This is a genomic window from Streptomyces sp. NPDC050997, from assembly GCF_040660135.1.
Taxonomy (GTDB): domain Bacteria; phylum Actinomycetota; class Actinomycetes; order Streptomycetales; family Streptomycetaceae; genus Streptomyces.
The window spans coordinates 347881-359732 of record NZ_JBFAGK010000009.1 but is presented as its reverse complement, the minus strand read 5'-3'; the positions used below and the strand labels follow the sequence as shown (position 1 = coordinate 359732).

10 protein-coding genes are annotated in these 11852 nt (G+C 71.9%); 2 read left to right on the top strand and 8 right to left on the bottom strand.

Features of this window, described 5'->3' with window-relative positions; all coding sequences use genetic code 11:
• Positions 1-192: 192 nt before the first annotated feature.
• On the bottom strand, positions 193-741 hold the full coding sequence (locus AB0H86_RS22865) for an ATP-binding protein (RefSeq protein WP_362441553.1): 549 nt from the start codon (positions 739-741) through the stop codon (positions 193-195).
• A 186-nt stretch (positions 742-927) separates the two neighbouring features.
• Positions 928-1251, bottom strand: a complete 324-nt coding sequence (locus tag AB0H86_RS22860; protein ID WP_362441550.1) for a hypothetical protein — start codon at positions 1249-1251, stop codon at positions 928-930.
• A gap of 343 nt (positions 1252-1594) precedes the next feature.
• On the opposite strand from AB0H86_RS22860, the gene AB0H86_RS22855 reads away from it, so the two are divergent.
• Entirely contained in the window at positions 1595-2716 is a 1122-nt protein-coding gene (locus AB0H86_RS22855; protein WP_362441547.1) for a PLP-dependent cysteine synthase family protein, read from the top strand.
• Between the two features lie 156 nt (positions 2717-2872).
• Here AB0H86_RS22855 and AB0H86_RS22850 read toward each other — a convergent pair whose 3' ends face one another.
• Positions 2873-3346: an SRPBCC family protein gene (locus AB0H86_RS22850; protein ID WP_362441544.1), complete on the bottom strand. Its 474-nt coding sequence runs from the start codon at positions 3344-3346 to the stop codon at positions 2873-2875.
• Between the two features lie 59 nt (positions 3347-3405).
• Positions 3406-4239, bottom strand: a complete 834-nt coding sequence (locus AB0H86_RS22845) for a DeoR/GlpR family DNA-binding transcription regulator (protein ID WP_362441541.1) — start codon at positions 4237-4239, stop codon at positions 3406-3408.
• A gap of 329 nt (positions 4240-4568) precedes the next feature.
• Here AB0H86_RS22845 and AB0H86_RS22840 point away from each other — a divergent pair, with 329 nt between their 5' ends.
• The gene (locus tag AB0H86_RS22840) at positions 4569-6929 is read left to right on the top strand and encodes a hypothetical protein (protein ID WP_362441538.1); all 2361 of its coding nucleotides are present in this window, start codon (positions 4569-4571) and stop codon (positions 6927-6929) included.
• Here the strand turns inward: AB0H86_RS22840 and AB0H86_RS22835 are convergent.
• The 4 genes from AB0H86_RS22835 to AB0H86_RS22820 form a co-directional block, all read right to left on the bottom strand.
• Complete coding sequence (locus AB0H86_RS22835; protein WP_362441535.1) at positions 6899-9334, bottom strand: right-handed parallel beta-helix repeat-containing protein; 2436 nt, start codon at positions 9332-9334, stop codon at positions 6899-6901. The genes AB0H86_RS22840 and AB0H86_RS22835 overlap by 31 nt on opposite strands.
• 108 nt (positions 9335-9442) lie before the next feature.
• Positions 9443-10048 carry a hypothetical protein gene (locus AB0H86_RS22830; protein ID WP_362441532.1) on the bottom strand — a complete coding sequence of 202 codons (606 nt, stop codon included), beginning with the start codon at positions 10046-10048 and terminating at the stop codon, positions 9443-9445.
• Between the two features lie 187 nt (positions 10049-10235).
• Positions 10236-11063 (bottom strand): MOSC N-terminal beta barrel domain-containing protein, encoded by an 828-nt coding sequence (locus tag AB0H86_RS22825; protein ID WP_362441529.1) that lies wholly within the window; start codon positions 11061-11063, stop codon positions 10236-10238.
• A gap of 42 nt (positions 11064-11105) precedes the next feature.
• Positions 11106-11561 (bottom strand): DUF6643 family protein, encoded by a 456-nt coding sequence (locus AB0H86_RS22820; protein WP_362441526.1) that lies wholly within the window; start codon positions 11559-11561, stop codon positions 11106-11108.
• Between the last annotated feature and the right edge of the window lie 291 nt (positions 11562-11852).

Genomic DNA, 11852 nt, shown 5'->3' with positions numbered 1-11852 from the left:
CGGCGGCCGCGTGGATGCGCCCGTGGTCGTGGAGTGAGCCGAGGTCACCGAGGCCGATGTTCTCCCCGGCACCGAGACCAACGACTCGGTGCGGCCGCCCGCGGCGGACAGCTCGACGTCTTCCGCCCACCCTCGACGATCAGCGCCCCCGACGATCAGCGCCACCGAGCGGAGCGCCGGGTCACCGCCCGGTCAGCCGACAACGGCCGACCGGGCGGGAGTGTGTTCCGGCCTGCGCGGGTCGACCGACGGCTCGACCTCCGTGAAGCGGTGCGCGGGCTTCTCGACGACCTGGCGCCGCGGCGGACGCGCGGAACCCGCCCGTACGGACGACGGTGTCGTCGTCGGCAGCGTGAACCACACGACCTTGCCGGACTCGCCGTCCGGCCGTACGCCCCAGCTCTCACTGACCGCGGCGACCATCGCGAGCCCCCGCCCACAGGTCGCGAGCGTGTCCGCGTCCTCGAGGGGTCCCACGACCGGCAGACGCGGGTCGTGGTCGCGTACCGAGACCTTCAGCCGGTCGAGCACCAACTCGATCTCCACGGTGCACGTCTTGTCGGGCCGGGCATGTCGGTGGACGTTCGTCAACAACTCGGTCACGCCCAGTGCCGCCCGGTCGATGAGCGGATCCAGATGCCAGTAGCGCAACTGCGCCGATACGATTCTGCGGACCTGGCCGATCCGCGACGGCAGGGCTTGCAGCTCCACCGTGCAGTGCCTGCTTGGGTGACTGATCACGGCTGCGACTCCCCGACATAGAGGTCCGGAAGAACACGGAGTTCGGATCGATCCAGCAAGTGCCTGCGTGAAACAGCCGCCTGCTGTCGTGGCCGGCGGGCTGGTTCGCAGCGTTGTCGCCGGTAAACCCAGAGTGACGTGGAACCAGCGTGACGTAAGGGACGCCATCCCGCAACTCGCGGTGACTCAGCGACTACGCCCCGCAGCCTTCCGTACGGCCTCGATGAACCGGCGTGCCGCAGGCGGCCCCGGCTCCCCGGGGGCGGGATCGTGGTCGCCGAGGGTCAGCAGGTAGCGCTTGCCGTTGAGGTCCGCCAAGGCCCGGTCCTCCGGGGCGAACCAGGGCTTGGAGGCGCGCACCGCCTGGACCGGCGCGCTGTCGATCTCACTGCCGTAACTGGTGAGCAATTCGAGCCTGCCGCCGCTGATCCGGACCTTTCCGGCCCGGGTGAGCGAGCGCAGCCGCTTCCCGATCCGCACGCCCGTCGCCGTGAACTCCGGCTCCGCCATCCCGCCCCGCCCCCTTGTGCGTCTGGGTGCCGACCCCCGCCCCCGCGTGGGCCGTTGTCCTGTTCGTGTCGTGGTCCAGTGTGCGCCCCCGGTCGGGACCTTCGTCCCGTCGGGCAGTCTGCACGCACCCGCCGTCGAGCACCAGTGCGCACGACCCTCTGGCCGAGAGCGCCCGGAGCACTCGCGTGAATGCGCCCCCAGGCCTCGGCGTCGCCCTGCCCCAGGGGTGCCTTTGAGGTGCCCAAAGGCATGTTTATGCAGGTGAGAAGGGTGCAGAAGGTGTCTATGATCGGTATGTCGGCCGCGCGAAGCGCCGTCGGCGCGACGCCTAAGGAGCCCCGCCGTGCGTACCCCCCAACAGACCCGGACCGGCGAAACCCTCGACGTCGACCACAGTGACGCCGCCTACCGCGGCTGGCTGAAAGAAGCCGTCCGCAAGGTCCAGGCCGACGCCAACCGCTCGGCCGACACTCATCTGCTCCGTTTCCCGATGCCGGAGCGGTGGGGCATCGACCTTTACCTGAAGGACGAGTCGACCCACCCGACCGGCAGCCTCAAGCACCGGCTGGCCCGCTCCCTCTTCCTCTACGGGCTGTGCAATGGCTGGATCCGGCGGGGGCGCCCGGTGATCGAGGCGTCCAGCGGTTCGACGGCCGTGTCCGAGGCGTACTTCGCGAAACTGATCGGAGTGCCCTTCATCGCCGTGATGCCGCGCACGACGAGCGCCGAGAAGATCCGCCTGATCGAGTTCCACGGCGGGCAGTGCCACTTCGTGGACGACTCGCGCAAAATGTACGAGGAGTCCGCCCGCCTCGCGGTGGAGACCGGCGGCCACTACATGGACCAGTTCACCTACGCGGAACGGGCCACGGACTGGCGCGGCAACAACAACATCGCCGAATCCATCTTCCGCCAACTCCACCTGGAGCGGTTCCCGGAGCCCGCGTGGATCGTCGCCACGGCCGGCACCGGCGGAACCTCGGCGACCCTCGCGCGCTACGTCCACTACATGCAGTACGACACCCGGATCTGTGTCGCCGATCCGGAGAACTCGTGTTTCTTCGAGGGCTGGACCACCGGCGATCCGGACGTCACCTTCGACTGCGGCTCCCGTATCGAGGGCATCGGCCGCCCCCGTATGGAACCGAGCTTCGTGGCCGGCGCGATCGACCGCATGATGAAGGTCCCGGACGCGGCCAGCGTCGCCGCCGTACGGGCCCTGGAGCAGGCCATCGGCCGCAAGGCGGGCGGCTCGACCGGCACCGGGCTCTGGAGCGCGCTGAAGATCGTCGCGGAGATGGTGGCCGAGGGGCGGCAGGGCAGCGTGGTGACGCTGCTGTGCGATCCGGGCGACCGCTACCTGGACAAGTACTACTCCGACACATGGCTCGCCGAGCAGGGCCTGGACATCGCCCCGTACACCGCGGCGATCACCTCGCTGCTGGAGACGGGCGTCTGGCGCTAGTGCCGCGGCAGGTGGCGGGGTGCTGGCATGACGTACATGGGTCTGGACATCGCGCGGTACACCGCGGTGGAGACGGGCGTCTGGCGCTAGATCCGCGGCAGGCGGCGGGGTGGCGGCATGGCGTACATGGTGCTGACGTCCGCCCATCCCGTGGCGTCAGCGCGCTGCCAGGCGCCGGTCCAGCGAGGTGACGGCATCTCGGAAGGCGCGCCCGAGGCCCGGCCGGGCGATCCTCAGGGCGAGCCGGAAAGCCGTCGTCCCGTCGGCGGCGAAGGTCCACCGCACCCGGGTGCCGGTGGCCGCGGGGACGAGCCGCCACTCCTCGGCCAACGCGCGGGCTCCCGGCGTGTTGGTCACGTCGACGCGATACGCGTACACCTCGGAAGGCTTGGCGGCGAGCACCGTCTCCAGGAAGCGTGACCCGCCCCTGAGCCGGACGTCACGCCGGGCTCCGTCGTCGACGGGCCGGGCGGACGTGACCGCCGCGAACCACTCGGACCAGCCGGGCACATCGCCGGCGAGCGCGTCGAAGACCGCTTCCGGAGCAGCGGAGATCTCCCGCTCGAAGACAAGTCGTACGGGCGCGGTCTCGATGAACTCGAGCCGCACCGGACGGAGTTGACGAGCCATGGGCGAAACCCCCACGCAAAGACGGGTGGTTGACCGGGCAGCGTCACCTTAGCTGACGGTCACTCACCTGTCTGTGCCTCTTCGGGCTCACCCGCCACCACCAGCAGCCGCAGATGCTCCGACACCTCAGCGCGCGCGCCGCTCGACAGTCCGGAGTCCGTCACCAGCGTGTCCACCTGCTCCAGCGCCGCGAACGAACTCAGGCCCACCGTCCCCCACTTGGTGTGGTCGGCGACCACCACGACCCGCCGCGCGGACTGCACCAGCCGACGGTTGGTCTCGGCCTCCGCGAGGTTCGGCGTGGACAGGCCCGCCTCGACCGATATCCCGTGCACACCGAGGAACAGCACGTCGAAGTGGAGCGCCGCGATCGCCTGGTCGGCCACCGGTCCCACCAGCGAGTCCGACGGGGTGCGCACCCCACCGGTCAGTACCACCGTGGCCGCGCCCGGCCGGGGGCCCGAGGTGCGCAGCGCCGCGTGGAAGACATCGGCCACCCGCACCGAGTTGGTGACGACGGTCAGATCCGGCACATCCACCAGTCGGTGCGCGAGCGCGAACGTCGTCGTACCGCCCGACAACGCGATCGCGCTGCCCGGCGTGACCAGCTCGGCCGCCGCCCGTGCGATGTCCTCCTTGGCGGACAGCTCCAGACCCGACTTCGCCTCGAACCCCGGCTCGTGCGTGCTCGCCTCGACCACGGGGACGGCACCGCCGTGCACCTTCTCCAGCACGCCCTGCCGGGCGAGCGCGTCCAGATCGCGCCGCACCGTCATGTCCGACACGCCGAGCTTGCGGGTCAGCTCATTGACGCGGACACCGCCACGGCGTCGGACCTCGTCCAGGATCAGGGCGCGCCGCTGCTCCGCGAGGAGGTTCTGATTCTCACTCACGTACGCTCCGGTCCTTTCGCCTCAAGCCGTCCGACACGCCCCGCACACCCTCCCCCGACTCCCGACTTCGCTCGAGCCAGGGGGACCCCCATCGACCAGGCCGTTTTGCCCGTCCCTGGTGCGCGGACGCCCCATCCTTGCACGCGCCGCGCCGGGCCGCGCCACTGACCGTCCGGACTGGCGCATGTCATCCACGCGACATCCGGGCCTCGGCTGTCACACGGATCGGGGAGATTACGTGACGGAGGGTGTTCGCCACGCTCCCCAGGGGCGATCCTTGTGCCCGCACGGACAGATGCCGACGGCGCGTCACGGGGGAAGTGCGAACAGTGGAAGCTGCGCGGGAACATGTCCCGACCGGAGGAGCGGACGGCTGCCTCTCCGGGCCGGAGGAAGCCGGAACCGCCCTGGAACTCCTGGTCCACGGAGTGGGCGGCACCACACCTGAACAGATGCTGGACGATCCGCGCACGGCGCGGATCTCCGGCGACGACATCGCCGCCGTCTTCCGGCGCGCGGAGGACGCCGACGCCGAGTCCCGGCCCGCCGACTACCGCGGGCGGCCGGTGCCGGAGGCGTACGTCTGGTGCAACCTCACCTCTGGCAACGGCACCCGCGCCCTGTGGCTGCTGCTGTTGCCGTTCATGGTCGTCAACCTCGCGCACTGGATGCGCCCCACCGCCCGGGGCCGCAGACGGACCGTGCGCCTGTACGGCCTGCTGGTGCGGCTCGCCGGCCTCACCCTGACCGTGCTGCTGGTCGCCGCCGCCTGCGAGGTCGCCCTGGATCTCGCGGCCTGGCAGTGCGCGGGCACCCGCGCGTGCGCCGAGCGGCACTCCTGGCTGGGCTTCCTGTCACCCGTGGTCTCGGACGGCGGCTGGTGGAGCAGGCCCGGCCGTCGTCTCGTGGTCGCCGGCCTGGTCCCGACCGCCCTCACCGCCCTGCTGTGGTACCTGTCCCACCGCACCTGGAGCGCGTACGAGTCCCAGCAGCCGATGTCCCGAGCCCCGGAGCCCGAGGAGGAGACCGGCCGCACCGCGCTGAGCCGGCCCGGGTTCTGGTACGGACGCCGCCTGGTCGCCCGGCTGCGCGCCGCCCACACCGCCGCCGGCCTGCTGACGGTCGCCGCGGCGGTGGGCACCTCGGCCGCGCGCTTCGACCACCGGCCCGGCGGCCCCGCACTCCTCGACGTCCTGGGCCGGCTCCTGGAGGCGGCGCTGGTCGTGGGCGCCGCGGGCGTGGTCTGGGTGGTCTGCCGCCGGGGCCGCAGCGAGCACCGCCTCGACCGGCAGCTCGACGAACATCTCGTACGACGGCTGCCGCTCGCCGCCGTCGCCCTGCTGGTCCTCGCCGCGGTGTACGCCGGCTGGGAGCGCCCCGGGTGGGAGTCGGCCGGCCGGCTGCCCGGCGACACGACCTTCGGCGGCATCGCCCTGATCCAGGGCCTGCTGGTGATCGCCCTCGGCGTGGTCGCCCATGTACTGCACCGTGCGCACCCCGACTCGCGCGCCGCGATGCGCGGGCTGGCCGGCCCGGCTGTCGCGATGCTGGCCTGCGCGCTGGGCGGGGTCATGTCCGGCGGCGTCTCCCAACGGGTCTCCGACTGGCTGGACGGCACCGGTACCGACCTCGACGGCCCGCCGGTCCTGCTCACCTGGCAGGCGTCGGTGATCCCGCCGCTGCTCCTCGTGCTGCTGGCGCTGTTCGGCTGGCTGGGACGGTGTACCTGGTTGCTGCGCCGTCTCGAACTGGCCGCGGTGGAGCGCGACTACCCCGACGAGCCGCAGGACCTCACCCGCACCCGCCGCATCGCCCGCATCCGCGCGATGGCCACCCTCACCGACCGCGCGCCCCTGCTCGTCGCGGTCACCTCCACCACGACCCTGCTGCTGGGTGCCGCGGCCCTGGTCGGCGCGATGACCACCGACCAGACACCCGCCGAGGCGGCCCAGCAGTCGTACGCCGTCGTCGAGAGCGCCGCCGAGACCGCTCAGGCCCTGGGCTCCTGGCTGATCGGACTCGGTTTCCTGCTCTTCGTCACCTGGGGCCGACGCGCCTACAAGGACCCCTCCGCGCGTCGCACCATCGGCATCCTCTGGGACGTAGGCACCTTCTGGCCGCGCGCCGCCCACCCCTTCGCCCCGCCCTGCTACGCCGAGCGCGCGGTACCCGACCTGACCTGGCGGATGGCGACCTGGACCCGGGCCACCGGCGGCCGGCTCGTCATCTCCGGCCACTCACAGGGCAGCGTGCTCGCCGCCGCCGCGGCCTGGCAGCTCACCCCGTCCGTCCGTAAACGCGTCGCGCTGCTGACCTACGGCTCCCCGCTGGAGCGCCTCTACGGACGCTGGTTCCCGGCCCACTTCGGCCCCGCGGCGCTGAGCGCCCTGCACCAGGACGTGGACTGCTGGCGCAACCTGTACCGGTCCACCGACCCCATCGGCGGCCCCGTCCGCCTGACCGGCGACTGCGGCCCCCAGGTGGACCGCGAGGCCCTCAAGGACCCGCTCGTGTACGGCCGTACGGCGCGGCACCCCCTGCCCGCGGCGATCCTCGGCCACTCCGACTACCAGGCCGACCCCGCCTTCGCCGAGGAACGGGAACGGTTGCTGGGCCGACTGCGGCCCGACCTGCCCACGCCGCGACTCGAAGGAGAGCCTCAGGGCAAGTCGGGCAGGTCCTCGCCGTAGAGCAGCGTCAGATCGTCCTTGCTCGGGTCGTCGACGTGGGCGACCCGGCTCGCGTGCCGCTCGACCATCGCCTCGAAGGTCTGGCGGGCGGTACGGCCGTTGCCGAAGGCGGCGCCCTTGGGGAGCGTCGTGAAGTACTTCAGCAGCGCGTCCGAGGCACCCGGCGCCAGCCGGTACTCGTGCTCCTCGGCCTGCTGCTCCACGATCCGCAGCAGTTCCTCGGGGTCGTAGTCGCTGAAGGTGATGGTCCGTGAGAAGCGGGAGGCGACACCCGGGTTGACCGACAGGAACCGTTCCATCTCGGCGGTGTAGCCCGCGACGATCACGACGACCGCGTCCCGGTGGTCCTCCATCAGCTTCACCAGCGTGTCGATGGCCTCCTTGCCGAAGTCACGGCCCGAGTCCTCCGGCGACAGCGCGTACGCCTCGTCGATGAACAGCACTCCGCCGCGCGCCCGGTCGAACGCCTCCTGCGTACGGATCGCGGTGGAGCCGATGTGCTCGCCGACCAGGTCGACGCGGGACACCTCGACCAGATGGCCCTTCTCCAGCACCCCGAGAGAGGCGAGGATCTCGCCGTAGAGGCGGGCGACCGTCGTCTTTCCGGTGCCGGGGGAGCCCGTGAAGACGAGGTGGCGCTTGACCGACGCGGCCTTCAGACCGGCCTGCTGACGGCGCCGTCCCACCTCGATCATGTCGGTGAGGGCCCGCACCTCGCGCTTGACGCTGTCCAGGCCCACCAGCGCGTCCAGCTCACCCAGCACGTCCTTCGAGCTCCGCGCCGACTGCTCCGGCTCCCCGGCGGCGACCAGCGGCTCCTGCTCGGTGCTGCGCTGCCCGGGGATGGAACCCAGCAGACCGGGAGACCGGGGCGCCGTCTCCACGGCGGTCTCCCGCGCGGCGGGGGGCCTCGGGCCGCCGCTCTCGTCGCTGGTGCAGTCCTCCACCACGGGACCCGCGCCGGACGCCGCGTCCGGGGCGTCCGCGAACTCGTACCCGCCGCGCGCGCACCGCTCCGTGCGGCACTTCTTCAGTGTCGTACGGCAGCCGTCGATCACATGGAACCCGTAGCCGCCGCTGCCCGTCACCCGGCAGTTCAGGAAGTTGCCCCGGCCGCCCGCCGAGACATAGAAGCCCGCCTCCGCGGGGGAGTCGACCGTGCAGCGCTCTATCGTCGGGTCGGCGCCCTTGGTGACGATCACACCGGTCTGAGTGGCGTCCACGGTGCAGTTGTTGAGAGTGCCGCCGCTGCCGTGGTCACGGAACCAGGCACCCGTCGCCGCGTCCCGGATCCGGCAGTCGTCGAGCTGGGCGGTGGCGCCATCACTCACCGAAACGGCGGTGTTGCGGACCTGTGAGAGATCACTGTCGACGACGTCCGCGCGGGAACCGCGGTCGAGGACGAAGAGGGCGTCCGGCACGTCGTGCACCCGGCACGAGTCCAGTACGGCGGTCGCGCCGTCGCTGACCCAGACCGCCGGGTAGTCCCCCGTGCTGTCGAAGATCTCGCACTGGTTGGCGTCCACGCGCGTGCCCGGGTCCCACACCGACAGGCCATTGCGGCCGAACTGACGCACCGTCGTCCGGGTGAGCGTCAGGACCGAACGCGAGCGCAGGTCGACCGCGTTCTCCGGGATGTCGTGGATACGGCAGTCGGCCAGAGTCAGCACGGCGTCCGTGTCGAGCGTGACGCCGTCGGCGGTGGTGCGGTGCACATCGCAGTCGGTGAGGTGGGCGGTGGCCCGGCCGGTGACCTGGACGCCGCTGCCGCGGACCTCGTAGACCTCGCAGCCCACCGCCTCCAGCGCGGAGTTCTCACCGGTCACCGACAGACCCACCCCCGAGGTGTGGTGCACCCTGCAGCGTTCGAGGCGGGGGTGCGCGCCGCCGCGTACGGCGACACCCGCCTGGCCCGCCGCGACGACCTCGCACTCCTCGAACACCCCACCGCCGCCGTCGAGTACGGCGATGCCGATGCCGGCCGGGTTGTCGACGGTGCAGCGCCGCACCGTCGGCCGCGCGCCGCCGCGCACCTCGATGCCGGCCGCGGACCGCGTGACGATCCGTACGTCCGTGAGCTCCGGCGTGCCCTCCTCGACGAGCAGGGCGGGAGCGGCGGCGTCCTGGCCCTCGATGTGCAGGTCCTGGACCACGGCCGAGGCCCGCACGGTCAGCGGCACCCCGTCCACGGGCGCGATCCGCACCGACCCGGGGGAGCCGTCCGGGCCGCGCAGGGTCACCGCCCGCTGGACGACGAGGTTCTCCCGGTAGGTGCCGGGGGCGACGGTGAGGACATCGCCGTCGGCCGCGGCCTCCAGGGCGGCGGCGAGCGACGCGTACTCACCCGTGCGGCGCCGCCACCTCGATGTGCCGGTGTGCGTCACCTGGACCGTGCCCTGTGCCATGGCGTTGCCGTGCCCCCACCTCGTGGTACGCGGGTTGATGCCGAATGCGTTCGGCCGGTCCACCGTAGCGTGCGCGCGGACAGTGGGTTGACCAGAGCCGGAAGGCCGTCAGCTGCCGGTGCCGGTCCTGCCCCAGTCCGGGCCCGCCCGGTCCCAGGCCCGGTCCCAACGGGCGTACCGGCGACGGACTATGCGCCACAGCGCCAGCCGTCTGCCGGCCTCGACGGCGCCCGCCGTCAGCAGGGCCGCACCGACCCCGGCCAGGACGGCATGGGTCGTGGCGGTGGCGGAGTCCAGCGGTCGGGCCGCCAGGCGGCCGTGCCGGTCCGTCCACAGCGTGAAGTGGTCGCCGCGGTGCGGACTCCGCAGCGGGGCCAGGACAGTGCCGTGCCGGGCTGTCCCGTCCGGTCCGGTCCAGTCGGCTGTCACCCGGCTGCGCATATCCCGCCCGGCGGTGGACTCCGGGTCGGTGTCCAGCGGGGAACGGCCCAGCTCGCGGACCACGGTGGCCGTCACCTCGTGACGGGACTCGCGCTGCTCGCGGACGGACCGCTGCAGCGTGTCCTGGGCGACGCCGCCGACGAGCCAGCCGAGCACCGGGCCGACGACCAGGACCAGCAGCAGCGCCGCCAGACACATCCAGGCCTCGGCCAGATCGGTTCCCCGGCGCAGCGGGTTGTGCCGCCAGCGCCAGAGTCCGCTGATCGCTCGCACCGTCCCGCACCCCCTTCCCGCTCTTCCCGCTCCGTGATAACCCCCGACGCAGCTGTTCACGTGCGGACCCGGTCAAAGAGAGAGCGAAATCACCAGCGCCGGGACCTCTCATGAACTGCTCACGAAAATCCCAACGCCCGGGCCCCCGGGCCGGGTTCCCGGGACCTTCGACGGGGCGGGTCACGGCCTATTCGAGGACGGTGAACGGATCGCCGACCCGGATCGTGCCGCGGGACCGGGGCACCAGGTTCTGCCCGAAGACGAGTCTGCCGTCGAGACGGCGGTGCCGGCCGAGGGTGTGCAGGGGTTCCCTGCCACGGTCGGCCGTGGCCTGGTCGGTCGTGGTCACCACGCACCGCCCGCACATCTTGGCGACGCGGAAGGTGACCTCGCCGATGGCGACGAGGGACCAGTCGTCCTCGGCCCAGGCCGCGGTGCCCGTCACCACCACATTCGGCCGGAAACGGTTCATGGGCAGCGGGCCCTCGTGTGCGTGATCACCTTGGGCGATCAGGGAGTTGAGGGCGTCGAGGGAGGCCGTGGAGGTGAGCAGCAGCGGATAGCCGTCGGCGAAGGACACCGTCTCACCGGGCAGCGCGTACTGCGGATCGACCGGCCGCCTGGTGGCCGGGTCGTCCATGTGGACCAGGCGCACGTCGATGCCGAGGTACGCGCTGCACCAGGCGTGCGCCTCCTCGCCCTCGGCCAGGACACCCTCGACCTTGTCCCGGAAGATCTCCACGGGCACCGTGTCGGTCGGCCTCGGGACGGGCACCGTCAACGATTCCATGCCGGGCGCGGACAGCCGGACGCCGCCACCGGGCAGGAGCTCGGCGACGGCCGTCGCGAGGCGTGGCTGCTGGCGTTGAGTGACGACCTTTTCCCCGTCGTCCATCAACACCCAGCGCCGGTCTCCGGCCGGCCCCCAGGGCTCCACGTCGACCTCCCGGAGCGCCAGGCCCCGGAACGCCTTGACCGGATGAATGTGAATCGACTGCAATCGCGCGTTCCCCATGAGGCCATCGTGCCAGGCAGCACCGACAGCCCCGAAGACGCGTCAGTAGCCGCCGCGGTACTGCTGCTGCTGGTTGTACGGGTCCTGGTAGTTCGGCTGCGCCGGGCGCGGAGCGGCGGGGCGCATCGCCTCGTAGCCCGTACCCATGCCCGTACCCATACCGGGAGCCGCCGGGCGCGGCTGCTGAGGCTGCTGGCCCGGGTAGGCGCGCGGCATGCCGGCCTGCTGCGGGATGTACGCGGCGGGCGCCTGCTGGAACGGGGCGGGCTGCTGCGCCTGCGGGTAGCCGTAGGAGGGCTGGGAGGGGCCGGCGGGAAGAGCGGGCAGTGCCGACGGCAGCGCGGGCAGGTGACTGCCCGGTGTGTCGTACGCGGCGGGGACCCGGATCGGGGCGATCTGCGGGGTACCCCGCTCGGCCACGAGCGAGTCGTAGATCGGAGTGTCCGGGAAGGAGGCGGAGTAGTAGCCACCGCCATAAGTGGAGCGGGGGGAGGTCATGGCACATAAGTTAAGCCCACGATGTGCTGGTTGGGGAGACCGATAAGAGGGTTGTTTTCCGTGTCGGGGGTGACGTGGGACCCCCAATGCGAGCGAACTTGGCAAAAAGGGGCGCCGCGCGCGGTGGCATTTCGGTAAAGGCCGAGTTCCCGGCGGGTTACCGGCGGGTCGGTGACCCACCTTCGCGCTCCGCTCATGGGAGTTCGCCGCCCCGGGGAATAGGTTGAACAGGTAGACAACCCGACGGAACTGCCGGGGCACCTCCTGGCGCGCTGACACGTGATGGGAGCA